The organism is Rugamonas aquatica, from assembly GCF_009380215.1.
Classification (GTDB): domain Bacteria; phylum Pseudomonadota; class Gammaproteobacteria; order Burkholderiales; family Burkholderiaceae_D; genus Rugamonas; species Rugamonas aquatica_B.
Genome location: NZ_WHUG01000001.1, coordinates 842100 through 856578, shown reverse-complemented (window position 1 = coordinate 856578; position 14479 = coordinate 842100). Strand labels below are relative to the sequence as shown.

Genomic DNA, 14479 nt, shown 5'->3' with positions numbered 1-14479 from the left:
GTTGGGTCTTAGTTGGATAGTGCTTGTGGTTCGTCTTCTTCACGGCTCCAGTCCGGGAAGGGATCGTTGTAGCTGCGCCATGCGGCGGGGCCTGCGGCGAGTTCCGCCTCGGTCAGTACGCAGGCGTCGAACGCGGCTTCGATGGCGCCTGCTTCCATGTGGCGGCCGATGAATACCAGTTCGTTGAGGCGGTCGCCATACGGTTCGGCCCATACGGCGTCAATCGCCTGGCGGTCTGGATCGCCCTTGGGCGGCCAGTTCTCCTTGCCGCTGGCAGCCCACCATTGGCCGACCGGCTCCACCGAAGCGATCTTGCCGGCGCGCGAATACGCCACCGCCCATTCGGGACGGCTGGCCAGCCAGACGTAGCCCTTTGCGCGTATCAGGCCTGGGAAAGCCTGGTCGAGGAACTGGTCGAAGCGCTGCGGGTGCAGGGGCCGGCGATCGCGCAGCACGAAGCTGTCTATGCCGTATTCCTCGGTTTCCGGTGTGTGGATGCCGGCCAGTTCGCGCGCCCATCCCGCCATCTGGCTGGCGCGCTCCAGGTTGAATTTACCGGTGCCGAGTATCTTGTCGAGCGCCACGCGGCCTTGCTCGGCGTAGGTGATCGCGGCGGTGGGATTGAGCGCCTTGATGACGGCACGGACTTCGCCCAACTGCTCCAGCGTGACCAGATCGGTCTTGCTGACGACGATGACGTCGGCGAACTCGATCTGCTCCGACAGCAGCGCGGCCAGTGTGCGGTCGTCGCCTTCGCCGGCGGTTTCGCCGCGCTGCGCCAGAAAGTCGGTGCTGTGGTAGTCGTTCAGCAGATTGAGGGCGTCCACCACCGTCACCATGGTGTCGATGCGGGCGATGTGGTTGAGCGAGTCGCCGTGTTCGTCCTCGAAATCGAAAGTGGCGGCGATCGGCATCGGCTCGCCGACGCCGGTCGATTCGATCAGCAGGTAGTCGAAGCGCTGGCTGGCGGCCAGCTTGCGCACCTCCAGCAGCAGGTCTTCGCGCAGCGTGCAGCAGATGCAGCCGTTGCTCATCTCGACCATTTTTTCTTCGGTGCGGGACAGCGCGGCTCCGGCGTTCTCTGCGCCCTTGCGCAGCAGCGAGGCGTCGATATTCACCTCGCTCATGTCGTTGACGATGACGGCGACGCGCAGGCCTTCGCGGTTGGCCAGCACGTGGTTGAGGAGGGTGGTCTTGCCGGCGCCTAAAAAGCCGGAAAGGACGGTGACCGGCAGCCGGGTATCGAGCTTGGACATGAGATTCTCGCGGTGGATGCGCGCTTGCGCAGGGATTGATGGGATACTCGCTAATGCAATTGACTTGCATAATCGAGTTGCATCATAGTTGGTCTGGATTGTTAATGCAATACAGTTGCATTAAAATTTCTGCGATGGGAATGGACGTGACGATGCGGCAGGCCGCCCTTGCCGGGGCCTTTCGCTATGAGGGCGAACGATTGCGGGAGTTAGCGCTTGGCGCAGTGCGGGCAGGTGCCCTTGATGAGGAAGTCCATTTCCTGGCTCTGGAAGCCTTCAGGAAGTTTGATCTTGCGCGGCAGTGCGACTTCGGTAAAGCAGGTGACTTCCTCGCAGCTGGTGCATTGGAAGTGGGCGTGTTCGTGCGAGTGGTGGCCGGCGCCTGCGCTGAAGCGCCAGACGGTGTCGGCGCCTGCGATGCGGTGTACCAGTTCGTTCTCGGTCAGCCACTCCAGCACGCGGTACAACGTGACCGGGTCGAGCGCGGCGTCGGACAGCTGGGCGTGGATCTCGTGGTGCGTCAGCGACTTGTGCTGGGCCAGCAGAAACTCCAGCACCGTGACGCGCGGGCGCGTTACGCGGGCGCCGGTGGCACGTATCAGGGTTTCTGCTTGGTCTGCTACTGGGGTATGCATGATGTCGGTGTTAGTGGATGAAGCACCGACATCTTATCACGCCCAGGGAATCAGCCCAGTGCCTCGGCCGGGCCGAAGAACTCGTAGTAGGTTTGCGACTGCGGCACGCCCAGTTCCAGCAGGTGCGACTTGATGGCCTTCATGAACGGCGTCGGGCCGAGGAAGTAGGCTTCAACATCGCGCGTCTCCGGCAGCCAGGCGCCCAGTTTCTGCTGGTCGATGTAGCCGGTGGCGTGCGGCTGAGGGCCGCTGTCGTTGGCCGCTTCGTAGCAGTAGAAGCGTTGCAGTTGCGGGTGCTGCGCCGCCAGCGCGTCGATGTGGTCGCGGAAGGCGTGCACGTTGGCGTGGCGTGCCGCGTGGATGAAGTGGATGCGGCGGCCGGAAGTCAGCGCCGCCGTCAGCATCGCCAGCGTTGGCGTGATACCGACGCCGCCGCTGATCAGCACCAGCGGCTTGTCGCTATCCGCCAGCGTGAAGTCGCCCGACGGCGGGAACAGTTGCAGGCTGTCGCCAACGCCAACGTGGTCGTGCAGGTAGTTGGACACCGCGCCGCCCGGCTCGCGCTTGACGCTGATGCGGTAGCTGCTGCCGTTGCCCACTGCGGAAAGCGAGTACTGGCGGCGCTGCTCTTCGCCGTTCACTACTGCCAGCAGGCCGATATACTGGCCCGGAGCATGCGCCACCACCTTGCCGCCGTCCGCAGGCTGCATGACGAAGGAGGTGACTTCGTCGCTCTCCGCCGTCTTCGATACGACCTTGAACTCGCGCGCGCCGCTCCAGCCGCCTTCCGCCGCAGCGTTCTTTTCGTAGATGCTTTGCTCGGCGCCGGCCAGGATGTCTGCCAGTTGGCCGTATGCCGCGCCCCATGCGTCCAGCACCGCGTCGGTGGCGGTGTCCGCGCCCAGTACTTCGCGGATCGCCTTCAGCAGCGAGGCGCCGACCATCGGATAGTGCTCGCGCTGGATCTGCAGCGACACGTGCTTGTTGATGATGGTGGAAACCAGTGGGCCCAGTTGCTCCAGCCGCTCGATATTCTTCGCGTACATCAGCACCGCGTTGGCCAGCGCGCGCTGTTGATTGCCGTCCGCCTGGTTGGCCTGGTTGAAGATGGGCTTCACTTGCGGGAAGTCGCGGAACAGCGTCAGGTAGAAGTGGCGCGTCAGCGCCTCGCCGCCTTGTTCGAGAATCGGGACGGTGGCGCTGATGATGGCTTTTTGTTCGGTGCTGAGCATTTTACGGTCCATGTGTGGTTTCGACGTAAAGAAGTATATCACATGAATGTTTAAATGTTAGAGCAGGCGCAATCGAAAAAATCCGATTGCGCCTGCGGGTTTGCTGCTTACAGGTCGAACTTCAGTTCCGCCACGTAGGTCCGTTGCGGATATGGATGGAAGTTCCAGTACTTGTAGTTGTTCAGGTTATCGATGCCGACTGCTGCGCTCCACTGGCGGTTGATGCGGTAGCGCGCGCGCACATCGGTGGTGAAGTACTTGCTGGCGCCCATGTAGGCGAAGCCATTGACGTCGGTGTTGTCCAACGTCGAGTACTGACGGCCGCTGTAGCGCGCCGCCAGCGTCAGCGATAGCTGATCGTTCACGTCGTAGTTGGCGACGCCGGTGGCGCGCCATTCGGGTATGCGCGGCTGCCACATGCCCACGCTGGCGGCGAACTTGTCGTTGCGGGCGATCTTGGAATCGGTCCAGGTCAGGCTGGAGCTCAGGCCCAGGCCGCGCACCCACACATCGTCCGCCGTGTAGGAGGCTTCCAGTCCTTTGGTGTTGATGCGGTCGACGTTCTGCACGGTGCTGACCGAGGCGCCGGCCAGCACATTCACTTGCGAGTACAGCGCGTCCTTGGTGCGCTCGCCGAATGCGGTCAGGCGCAGCTGGCCGTTGGCGAAGCGGCGTTCCGCCGTCAGCTCGGTGGTCCAGGACTTTTCCGGTTTCAGATTCGGATCGTTGTTGATAAGCTGACCGCTCGCGTTGATACCGCCCTGGTACAACTCGGACACTGTCGGCATGCGAACGGCGCGGCCCAGCGAGGCTTTCAGCACCCACGCATCGCTGGCCTGATACGCCAGCGCGGCTTTCGGCGACAGGTAGTTTTCGCTGCGCTCCGGATGCGGCTTGGTCGTCGTGCGGTTGGAGGTGGCGCCGTCATGCGCGGTCCAGCGCTCGTAGCGCATGCCCAGAACCGTCTTCCACGCGGGCGCGAACTTCCAGCTGTCCTGCGCATACAGGCTGTTGGTTTCGGTCTTGCCGGCGAAGGCGGAGTTGCGGTCGCCCGGAGCGCCGTCGATCCAGTTGCTGGTGGCGTTCTCGATGCTGGCCAGTTTGTAGGCCTCTCGTTGATAGCCGAATTCCGCCACGTGTGCTGCATCCGGGCGCCATACGCCCTTGCCGGATAAGGTGTTCCAGCCGGTGCCGCCCTGGTTGACGATGCGGCCCGCGCCTCCGGTCAATGCGCCGGGTAGTTCGACGGTGGCGGCGCGCAGGCGGTCCTTGTCGTAGTCGTACAGGCTGGCGGCCAGCTCCCAGTCGAACACTCCCTTGGTGTTGGACTTGACGGTCAGGCCGTGCATCAAGTGCTGCAGCTTTTCATTCGACACGTTGAAGTCCGTCGCGCCCAGCGTGTAGCTGCTGCCGGCGATGTTGACGGTGCCGAAGTAGACCGGGCGTCCCGCCGCATCGCGCAGATACGTTTCGGGACGGCCTTCGGAATCGTTGCGCCACAGGCCGAAGGTGTAGGTGGCGCGCACCGTCGGCGAGAAGTCGTAGGCCAGCTTGGCCTTGAACTGGTCCTGCACCGTGTGGTACTGGGTGCCGGCGCCGAGCAGCAGCCAGTTGCTGTTGGTGCGGTCCAGGCCTGCAACGGCGCCGGTGACGGGGATGCCCGCGCTGCTTGGTTTGCCGACGTTCTTGGCGGGGAAGGTCAGCGGCTGGCCTTCGCTGTCGGTGCGGCTCAGGTCCACGTACCACGACCAGGCGCCCTGGCGGTCGCCCAGCGCGATGCTGGCGCGCTTGCCGTCGTAGCTGTCGCTGGTGCCATACAGCTCGAAGGGCTGGTGCGTCAGTGTCAACTTGGCGTGGGCTTCGAATTTGGCCGGCATGCGGGTGACGTAATCGACCACGGCGCCGACCGAGTTGCCGCCGTAGGCAGCTGAGAAGGGACCGTACAGCACATCGACGCGGTCGATCTGCTCCGGGCTGACCATGCCCCAGCGCGGCGCGAAGCTGGCGCCGTTGCCCAGGTAGTTGGACAGCAGGATGCCGTCGGCGTACACCATCGAGCGCGCGCTGTTGCCGGTGCCGGAAGCGCGGGTGGACAGCACGGCGTGGTTGTAGTCGCCGATGTAGCGCTTGCGCACCAGCAGGCTGGGGAGGTATTTCAACGCGTCTTCCGAGTCGGTGGCGTTGATGGTCTTTTCGATTTCGGCCTGGGTGATGCCTTCAATCGTGGTCGGGATTTGCGTCGGCAGCGAGGTCGGACGGTTGCCGGTGATGGTGACGGTGCCCAGTTGATGGATGGGCGCGTCCTCCGCGCAGGCGAAGGTGGAGAAGGCGGCAAGCAGCGCCAGCGCCAGTGGAGACATGGTCGTTTTCATGGTGTTCCTGATGTTGGGATGATGACCGCTACCCGCGCACGATGGCGGCGGGCGGCAGCGGATACGGCAGACGATCAGGAACGGGCGGGTGGTCCGCGCGGTTTGGCGGCGCTCCAGCTGTGCAGCGGGCGCGGCGCGCTGTAGAACAGCGGTGGGTAGTAGTCGTGGCCGCCGATGACGGCGAAGCTGGCCATGGCTGGCGGCAGCAGCGCGTGCGTGCCGCCGTGGGTGGCGCTGTACGGGCAATGCTCTGCGGTGTGATCGTACGGGGCGGGGGACTTCTTGTCCTGGCCGACCGAGCAGATCTCGGCGTAGCCGTAGGGCGAAGACGGCGTCATGGCGCGTGAAACCGCAGGCGCGAGTGCACTGAACAGGACGGCCATGATGGCGATCCAGAGATACAGTGTTCGGCGTTTCACGAATTTGAGCATGGCCGCAATTATAACAAATTCCCACGTATTTACATTTGAGAATGAGAAGTGTTATCATTTACGTCGTTGAAACATAACTACACTTATCCATGTCGCTGACCACCCTCCCATTCAAACGTTCGCTGATCGCCGCCGCCGTGTCCTTGCTGGCCTTGTCCTCCCATGCGCAGGAAGCCGCCGCGCCCATCGAATCGATCCAGGTGTCGGGCAGCTGGCTGGGGTCGGGTTTGCAGAACAGTGTGAAGAATTTCGCCGGCGCCCGCACCGTGATGAAGAAGGAAGACATCGACAACACCGGCGCCGCCGACATCGGCGACGTGATGCGCCGCATCCCGGGTGTGCAGGCCACCGACAATTCCGGCACCGCCGGCAGCGCGGTCTCGCTCAACATCGGCGTGCGCGGCTTGACGGGGCGCTACTCGCCGCGCTCGACCGTGCTGCTCGACGGCATTCCGCTGGCGGTCGCGCCTTACGGTCAGCCGCAACTGTCGTTCGCGCCGGTCAGCCTGAACAACATCGAATCGATCGACGTCGTGCGTGGCGGCGGCGCGGTGCGCTACGGCCCGCAGAACGTCGGCGGCGTCATCAACTTCCGCAGCCGTTCGATTCCGGAAACGGCGGGCGTGAGCGGCGACGCCAGCTTCCGCTACAACGACTTCGGCCAGGGCGGCCAGAACCGTCAATACAGCGCCTTCGTCGGCACGCAGCAGGAGAGCGGGCTGGGCGTGGCGGTGCTGTACTCGGGCATGGCCGGCAGCGAATGGCGCGCGGGCAGCGACGAGAAGGTCAACGACCTGGCGCTGAAGTTCCGCTATCAGCTGACGCCGCACAGCGAGGTGAACGCCAAGCTGTCCTACTACGAAGTCAACTCGCGCACGCCGGGCGGCCTGACGGTGGCGCAGTACAACGCCGATCCGTTCCAGAACACGCGGCCTACCGACTTCTGGAGCGGCGACCGCCGCAGCGCCGATGTCGGCTACCTGAACACCTTGTCGGCCACGCAGGAGCTGGAGGTCAAGGCTTACTACAGCGACAGCTTCCGTCAGAGCTCGCTGATCAACGCGGCCAAGACCCAGCTGACCTGGCAGCCTCGCAACTACGAAGTGCTGGGCGTTGAGCCGCGTTACACGCAGCGCTTCGCCGGAGGCGGCCTGACGCATGACGTCACGGTCGGCTATCGCTATCTGCGCGAGCGCGGCGACGACAACAACTACATCCAGACGGTGTCGACCGGCGCCAAGGGTGCGATCTCGACCTTCGTCAACAGCACCGATGCGCATGCCGTGTACATCGATGACCGCATCGCCGTGGGCGCATGGCGCATCACGCCGGGCGTGCGATACGAGCACATCAAGTCCGAGCGCAACGACCTGAGCGCCAAGTCGACCTTCGAGACCGAGAACAGCAAGGCGCTGCCTTCGCTGAACGTGGCCTATCTGGTGAACCGCGCGCTGACCGTGTTCGCCAACTACACCACGTCCTTCGGGCCGGTGCAAAACACGCAGCTGAACTCGCAGACGCCGACCAATCCGCTGGTGCCTGAGCTGGCCAAGACGGCCGAGCTGGGCGCACGCTGGAAGAGCGGGGCGGTCAATGCCGAAGTGACGGCCTTCAAGCTGAAGTTCGACAACCAGATCCTGCAGGTGCCTGGCACCACGCCGGCCGTGTTCCGCAACCTGGGCGCCACCAACCACGACGGCATCGAAACGGCGGCCGACTACAGCTTCGACGACGCCGGCGCGCTGGCCGGGTTGAACGTGTACGCCAACTACACCTACACCCGGGCGATCCAGGATTCAGGCTCGACCGCGGGCATGGACGTGCCGTTCTACTCGCGCAATACCGATACGCTGGGCGCGCGCTATCACGTGGGTGCATGGACGGCCAACCTGTCGACCACGCATCAAAGCAAGCAGTACTCGGACGCCGCGAACACCGTGGCCGAAGCGGCCAACGGCAGCAATGGCGCGGTACCGGGCTTCCGCCTGTGGAATGCACAGCTGAGCTGGAAGCTGCCGGGCAAGCCAGGCTACGAAGTCATGGCAGGCGTCAACAACATCGCAGACAAGCGCTACTACACCCGCAACGTCGACGGCAACGCCGGCCGCATGGTGGGCGCCCCGCGCATGGCCTACGTCCAGCTGCGCGCCACCTTTTAAATAGGCTGGCTCGGGGCGTAGGACAAAGATGACATTTTGCAATGTTCATAGCCTACATAGGACTACAGGGTGCTCCTATACCCGCTGATTGGTTGCGCGGATACAGTGTCTACATCGGCAAGGCGAATTCGCCGCTGTGATCCACACGACATGATTCGAAGGATCAATCAGACACTAGAGGCGCATCATGAACAGCACCCAAATCAAGGCAGCTCCAGCCCAAACCATCAGCCTGATCGGCGCGCAACAGAACGATTTGCTGCGCGCCCTGTCACGCGAAGATCTGATAGCACTGTTTGCCGACCTCGAACTGGTCACACTGCCCGCAGGTAAACATCTGTTCGACTTCGGCGATCAGGTCGACTACTCCTACTTCCCGACCAACGCCATCGTCTCCCTGCAATATGTGATGGAAGACGGCGCCAGCACCGAGATCGCCGTCGTCGGTAGCGAGGGCGTGGTGGGCGTGGCGCTGTATCCGGCCGAACGCGCCAGCTACTCGGCTGTGGTGCAATGCGCCGGTTACGGCTACCGCCTGCGCACCGACGTGCTGCGCGAAGCTTTCTACAGCGGCGGTCCTCTGGCCCAGCTGTTGATGCGCTACACCAGCGCGATGTTTGCCCAGTTGGCGCAGAGCGTCGCCGGCAGCCGCCACACCAGCATCGAACAAAAACTGTGCCGCTGGCTGCTGGAACGTCTGGACCGCTCGACGACTAACGAGTTGAAGGTAACGCAGGAAATGATCGCCAATATGCTGGGCGTGCGCCGCGAAAGCATCACCGGTGCGGCGGGTAAATTGTCGGAGGAAGGTTTGATCGCATATCGCCGCGGCTGCGTCACGGTGCTGGACCGTGAACTGATGGAGCGCCGCGCCGGCAGCTGCTATCAGGCAGCGCGCACCGGTGCGGCGATGGTTATGCAATACGCAGCGTAAGGATTAGTGCAGCACCCGGGAACGGGGCTGCATGCTGAAGCCGGCATAGTCCATGCGCGGTTCAAGATGGATGGCCTGGGCCTGGTCGAGCTTGCGCTGCACCAGTTTATGCCAGGCGCTGGCCCAGCGGGCCGCCAGTTGCGATTCCTCCGCAGAACGCGCATACAGCGTCCTCTCCACGGCGATTTTCTGTCTTTGCAGGGCGTAGGTGGCAGATATCAGAGTAGTCATGGCGGTGGCGTAGCTGGCTAGGGTTAAGTAGTATGCGATGCCATTGTGCCCGGCTCGCCCCCATTCTGAATGTGCGCCAGTTCACCCATGGCGATGAGAAAGCGAATATAGGCGTGTAAAATGCTGCCTCTGTTGTGTTTTCACATCACCTTCCGCTCCAAATATTTCCATGCCGTCAACTAATTTTTCCAGGAACGCTTTGGCGGGCTTGACCACGTCCTTCGCTCTGGTTCCCGAATGCATAGCTTTTGCGCTGGTCGCGCAGCTTAATCCGCTGGCCGGGCTGTATGGTGCGTTCTTCATTTGTACGATGACTGCGCTGTTCGGTGGCCGTCCGGGCATGATTTCCGGCGCCGCCGGGTCGATGGCGGTGGTGATCGTGGCGCTGGTCGCGCAGCATGGCCTGCAGTACTTTCTTGCGACGGTCGTGTTGAGCGGACTCATCATGCTGATGTTCGGCTTGCTGCGGCTGGGTAAGCTCATCAGCATGGTGCCGCATCCGGTGATGCTGGGTTTCGTCAACGGTCTTGCAATTGTCATTGCGTGGTCGCAGTTGCAGCACTTTAAAGTCGGCGGCGCGTGGATGCAGGGCGATGCGTTGATGTGGATGTGCGGCCTGGTCGCGCTGACCATGGCGGTCGTCTATCTGCTGCCGCGTTTGACCAAGGCGGTGCCGCCAGCCCTTGTGGCGATCGTCGGCGTGGGCTTGTTGTCGCAGCTGCTGCACCTGCCGGCGCGCACGCTGGGCGACATGGCGCATATCGCCGGTGGCCTGCCGGTCTGGCAGATCCCCATGGTGCCGATGACGGTCGAGACGCTGCATATTGTGCTGCCGTATGCGCTGCTGATGGCGGTGGTCGGCCTGCTGGAGACGCTGCTGACCTTCAATCTCACCGATGAAATCACGGAAACGCGCGGCTTGCCGGACCGCGAATGCGTGGCGCTGGGCGCGGCGAATATGGTGTCCGGCCTGTTCGGCGGCATGGGCGGTTGCGCGATGATCGGCCAGACCATGATTAACCTGGGCTCGGGCGGTCGTACGCGCGTGTCCGGCGCTGTGGCCGGGATAATGATTTTACTGTTTATACTGTTTCTGTCGCCGTTGATCGAACGCATACCGCTGGCGGCGCTGGTGGGCGTGATGTTCGTGGTGGCGCAGCAGACCTTTGCTTGGGGTTCGCTGGGGGTGCTGGGCAAGGTGCCGCGTCATGACGCCTTGCTGATCGTGGTGGTTACGGCCATCACCGTGGCGACTGATCTGGCGGTGGCGGTGCTGTGCGGGATCGTGATCGCGGCGCTCAGTTTCGCCTGGCGCCATGCGCGCGAGATTCGCGCCGATGTGGCGCAAGGCGCCGACGGCGTCAAGCACTACACGCCGCATGGCACCTTGTTCTTCGCCTCGGTCGCGCACTTTAACGACTTGTTCGACGTGCAGGGCGATCCGTCTGCGGTGACGCTGGATTGCCGCCATCTGCGGCTGGCCGATCATTCCGCGGTGGTGGCGGTATCGGCCCTGCATGAGCGCTACGCCAAGGCTGGCAAGGCTTTGCAGGTCCGGAATTTGTCGAAGCGCTGCGAACTGCTGCTGGAACGCGCCGGTGCCGCCGTTACGGCATGAAGTCCTGATCCATCAGCTGCGCCACGGAATAGGGTAGGCGCAGGGGGAAGGTTTCTTCGTCTAGCCCCGTCTCTTTTGCTGCTCGGCGGCGGGCGATGGGGTAGCACTCCACAGCAAACTGCGGCACTTTTGCGCGTGTGCTCGGGCTATCTTTCAGCAGCCGCGCGATGCGGTAGCGTTGCTCTATCAACGTTGATTGCCATTTATTCTGCGGATAGTCTTTTTGAAACTGGCATTTGAGCAGGTGCATAATCAGCACCGTCAGGCGGCTATCGAGTTCGTGCTCATATTGTTTTTTCATGCCGTCGAGCTCCGCTACCAGGTTCTCTGTATCCAGTTCGGAGAACCTCCGATGCAGCAGCAGTTGGATTTGCGCATCTATCCACAGCGCCAGATCGTCGTCGTAGCTCGGGTATTTACGGGATTGGACCAGGGTTTGCATGGCGCACCTCCAGAGGCGCCATGCTAATCCTTCATCTTTGCGCGCGTTTGATTCCGCTCAATAGAAAAAGGGTGTCTTACGCGCCCACTCGTTGTTCTTGTAACGCTTGTGCAATAGCGTGAAAGCGTTCTTCGACAAGGTCTTGGAATCGGCATCCAGACAGCCGCCGCGCGTCGATTGCACGGTGACGAACAACAACCACGGCAACTCCGGATCGTTCGGCACGGCGCTGGCGCGCTGCAGGATCTGGTCGCCGATGTAGCCGGTCGCCGTCTTCAACGTGGACAGTTGCGCCAGCTCCTTGTCGCGGGCCGCGCCGTTGCCCAGGTCCGGCATCGGCAGCGTATGTTCGGCGTCGGTATTCTCGCCGTAGCTGTCGCCTGCCTTGGCCGGTACCTTGCACCACATGTCGGCCAGCGTATCGTCCGGCGCGCGCACGGCCAGCTCGCCGGCGTAGCCGTTATACATCGGCGACAGGCCGTACTTCAGCGCATTCACCAGCATCCAGTAGCGATGCTCCGGCGTACCCGCCAGCTTGCGGTACTTCTGCATCACAGGCGTCAGCAGCGGCGCGTTCTGTTCGATCTGCTGGGTTGCGCCCAGCGCCGCCTCGTCCAGACCCAGCAGGTCGGCACGCATCCACGCGGCGACGGCGATGCGCGCGCGCAGGGCTTTTGGCAGCTTCGGGTTCGCGGCCAGCGCCGACAGGTCGGCCGTGGACAGGCCGCTGTTCAGCCAGCGGATGCCGTCGGCGGCGACGTCCACCCGCGCTGCGGCCGGCGTGGCGCCAGGTTCCTCGCTGGCCTTGGCCAACTCGCCGGTGTCGGGATCGAGATCGTGGCTCTCCGTGCGCAGCAGATAGTTGGCGGCGTCCGCCGGCGACGACGCCACCGCGAAGCGCTCCTGCAGGAACTGGTTGCGCGCGCTGATCGAACGATTGGCCGCCAGTGTTGGGCCGCTCAGAATCGCGTCGCCCAGCGTGCGCGCCTTGTCGGCCTGTTTGCTCAGACGGTAGTGGCGCACCAGCGCATAACGCAGCGTCAGATACTCAGGCGCGGACACCGGCGCCTGCTGCGCTGCCTTTTCCAACTCCGGCGTCAGCGTATCGGACAGCAAGAGCGCAGCCAGCATCCACACGCGCGCCTGCGCCTTGTTGCCTTGCTTGGCGTAGCGGTTCCACTGGTCGATCGCGTGCGTACGCTCGACCGCGCAACTGCGCTTGGCCTGATACTCCTGGCAGGCCTGGATGGTCTGCATCCAGTCGATAAAGCCTGCCGCGCCGCGCAGGGCGGGGCGTGTGTCGGCCTGTTCGGCGACGGGTGGTTGCAGCAGGTCGTTAGCCAGCACGCGCCAGTCGCCAAGGTGATCGTCCAGGTAAGGATTGGCGCGTGGATCGTCCAGCTGCTTGCTCAGTTCCGCAAAGCGCAGCGTCGGCGTCAACCGCACCTGCATGCTGCGCACGATGGCGCGGCTGGCTTCATGCAGTGACGACAGCTCCGGATTGGCGAGGATATGATCGGCGCTGGCCTGGATCACGGCCAGCTTCTTCTGCGCCGCCGCCAGCCGCACCGCTGCGGCGGCCGGGCCTTCGCGGCGGGCATCGAGCCGCTCCTGCCACATCGTCTGGTCGGCGTTCGGCCCCGGCACGAACACGGCGGCGCGCGCCTGCGAGCGCAGGTTCAGATACTCGCCCCACTGGCGCAGCGGATGCTTGTCGGTGGCGCCGATCTTGGCGAACAGGCTTCCGCTCAGCGCATAGTTCTCGCCGTAGAAGGCGGCCGACGCCAGCTGGTACTGCTGCATCTGGCGCCAGTACAGCGCCTCCGTAGCCGGCAGCTCGACCGGCGCCGGTATCACGCGCTTCACGCCATCGTAGCGGTTGCGTTGCGCTTCCGCGTCGTCGCCGCAGAACTTGAAGACCTGGCGCTGCGTCGTGATCCACGCGTTCAGGCGGGCCGGCGTCGCATCGCTGCGGCGTGCCAGGTCGTTCAGCGTGGCGGTGGCGAAGGTGTAGCTGCCCAGCGGACAAGTGAGGTAGCCGTTGGCCATGCTGTCGTCGTCCTTGGGCGCGACCGGCGCCTGCTTCAGCGCCGTGCTGATGGCGGCCTGCCAGGCAGCATAGACTTTCTTGCCGTCGCCAGCATCGACCCAGCCGCCGTTGCGGCTGCCGATAGCGCGCAGCAGGCCTCCCTGCGGATTCGGTGCGGCTTTCATCTCGTCCGCGCCGAGCAGCACGCTGCGCCAGGCGGTGTACAGGTACATCCGCTCATAGGTCGGCATCAGCACACCCAGCTCGCCGCTTTGATAGCGGCCCAGCGCGATATCCGGCCCGCTGCGGGTGACGTAGGAATCCCACGAGCCGCCGCCGCTGGCGCCGGCGTTGGCGCAGGCCAGCAGCGCCGCAGCGATGATGAGTGGACGAAGACGATGTGTCATGGAGTGCTCCTTGAAAGCGGCGACAGGTCCGCGCCGGCACGCTTCCATGCGTAGCGGTCGAACCAGTAGGTTTTATGATATCGCGCCGCGACTTGCGGTGCGAACGGTTCCTGAGGCGAGAATCCTGCGCTGCCGGCGCGGCAGCTGGCGTGCAGCGTCGCGGGCGATTGTTCGACAATGGCGCGCATGTCGGCGCTGTCGCGGCCCATGCGGAAGAACATCGGCACAACTTCGTCGGCGGCCAGTCCATCCAGCCAGGCCGGCGAGCGGCACCACCAGGCCAGCGCGGTCACGCTCAACTTGATGTGCGGCGGCAGCGCGGCGCGTAGTTGCTTGACCAGCGAGCGATAGAACTCGCGCTGCGAAGGCTTGGCCTCCATATCCAGCTGCACCCAGCCGGACGTGCTGATCGCAGCCGCGTCGAGCAGCGCCTGCACGATCATCGCGCGGCTGGCTTCTATATTCTGGGGCGGATTGACGGTGCTCACTTCCACATGCAGCACCGGCGTCACCCGCGTGGCGGCGGGCACCGCGGGCTGGCGCATGCGCGGACGGGTGCGCGCGGTGTCGCCGGTCAGCAGGATGTGGCGATGCAGGATGGCCGCTTCAGGCGCCGACCATGCGGGCAGCAGCGCCTCGTCCCACAGCCAAGCGACGGCCTGCGCGCGGGCGGCGCAAGGACATAGCAGCAGGGCGCAGAGGGCCAGGCGAATGAGTAGGGAGGGCATCGGTA

At 63.9% G+C, this 14479-nt stretch carries 12 protein-coding genes; 3 read left to right on the top strand and 9 right to left on the bottom strand.

Features of this window, described 5'->3' with window-relative positions:
• Positions 1 to 8: 8 nt before the first annotated feature.
• The 5 genes from GEV02_RS03700 to GEV02_RS03680 all read right to left on the bottom strand — a co-directional run bounded on the left by GEV02_RS03700 (position 9) and on the right by GEV02_RS03680 (position 5878).
• Positions 9 to 1256, bottom strand: a complete 1248-nt coding sequence (locus GEV02_RS03700) for a GTP-binding protein (RefSeq protein ID WP_152836572.1) — start codon at positions 1254 to 1256, stop codon at positions 9 to 11.
• 209 nt (positions 1257 to 1465) lie between these two features.
• On the bottom strand, positions 1466 to 1891 hold the full coding sequence (locus GEV02_RS03695) for a Fur family transcriptional regulator (protein WP_070266572.1): 426 nt from the start codon (positions 1889 to 1891) through the stop codon (positions 1466 to 1468).
• A gap of 50 nt (positions 1892 to 1941) precedes the next feature.
• Positions 1942 to 3123 carry an NO-inducible flavohemoprotein gene (gene hmpA, locus GEV02_RS03690; RefSeq protein WP_152836742.1) on the bottom strand — a complete coding sequence of 394 codons (1182 nt, stop codon included), beginning with the start codon at positions 3121 to 3123 and terminating at the stop codon, positions 1942 to 1944.
• 107 nt (positions 3124 to 3230) lie between these two features.
• Positions 3231 to 5495, bottom strand: coding sequence for a TonB-dependent receptor (locus tag GEV02_RS03685; RefSeq protein WP_152836570.1), 2265 nt, complete (start codon positions 5493 to 5495; stop codon positions 3231 to 3233).
• A 74-nt stretch (positions 5496 to 5569) separates the two neighbouring features.
• Positions 5570 to 5878, bottom strand: coding sequence for a DUF2946 family protein (locus tag GEV02_RS03680; protein WP_235922634.1), 309 nt, complete (start codon positions 5876 to 5878; stop codon positions 5570 to 5572).
• 137 nt (positions 5879 to 6015) lie between these two features.
• On the opposite strand from GEV02_RS03680, the gene GEV02_RS03675 reads away from it, so the two are divergent.
• Both GEV02_RS03675 and GEV02_RS03670 read left to right on the top strand, forming a co-directional pair.
• Entirely contained in the window at positions 6016 to 8085 is a 2070-nt protein-coding gene (locus tag GEV02_RS03675; RefSeq protein WP_152836566.1) for a TonB-dependent receptor family protein, read from the top strand.
• Between the two features lie 187 nt (positions 8086 to 8272).
• Complete coding sequence (locus GEV02_RS03670) at positions 8273 to 9019, top strand: Crp/Fnr family transcriptional regulator (protein ID WP_152836564.1); 747 nt, start codon at positions 8273 to 8275, stop codon at positions 9017 to 9019.
• Positions 9020 to 9022: 3 nt separating this feature from the next.
• Here GEV02_RS03670 and GEV02_RS03665 read toward each other — a convergent pair whose 3' ends face one another.
• Positions 9023 to 9250 carry a hypothetical protein gene (locus GEV02_RS03665; protein WP_008448261.1) on the bottom strand — a complete coding sequence of 76 codons (228 nt, stop codon included), beginning with the start codon at positions 9248 to 9250 and terminating at the stop codon, positions 9023 to 9025.
• Between the two features lie 169 nt (positions 9251 to 9419).
• Here GEV02_RS03665 and GEV02_RS03660 point away from each other — a divergent pair, with 169 nt between their 5' ends.
• The gene (locus GEV02_RS03660; RefSeq protein WP_152836562.1) at positions 9420 to 10868 is read left to right on the top strand and encodes a SulP family inorganic anion transporter; all 1449 of its coding nucleotides are present in this window, start codon (positions 9420 to 9422) and stop codon (positions 10866 to 10868) included.
• On the opposite strand, the gene GEV02_RS03655 is transcribed toward GEV02_RS03660, so the two are convergent.
• The 3 genes from GEV02_RS03655 to GEV02_RS03645 are packed head-to-tail and all read right to left on the bottom strand — an operon-like array spanning position 10858 to position 14474.
• Positions 10858 to 11310 (bottom strand): DUF29 domain-containing protein, encoded by a 453-nt coding sequence (locus tag GEV02_RS03655; RefSeq protein WP_152836560.1) that lies wholly within the window; start codon positions 11308 to 11310, stop codon positions 10858 to 10860. The genes GEV02_RS03660 and GEV02_RS03655 overlap by 11 nt on opposite strands.
• 57 nt (positions 11311 to 11367) lie before the next feature.
• Positions 11368 to 13746, bottom strand: coding sequence for a hypothetical protein (locus GEV02_RS03650; protein WP_152836558.1), 2379 nt, complete (start codon positions 13744 to 13746; stop codon positions 11368 to 11370).
• A complete protein-coding gene (locus GEV02_RS03645) occupies positions 13743 to 14474 on the bottom strand; it encodes a hypothetical protein (protein ID WP_152836556.1) in 732 nt (243 codons plus the stop codon). Before GEV02_RS03645 ends, GEV02_RS03650 begins: the two co-directional genes overlap by 4 nt.
• Positions 14475 to 14479 lie beyond the last annotated feature (5 nt).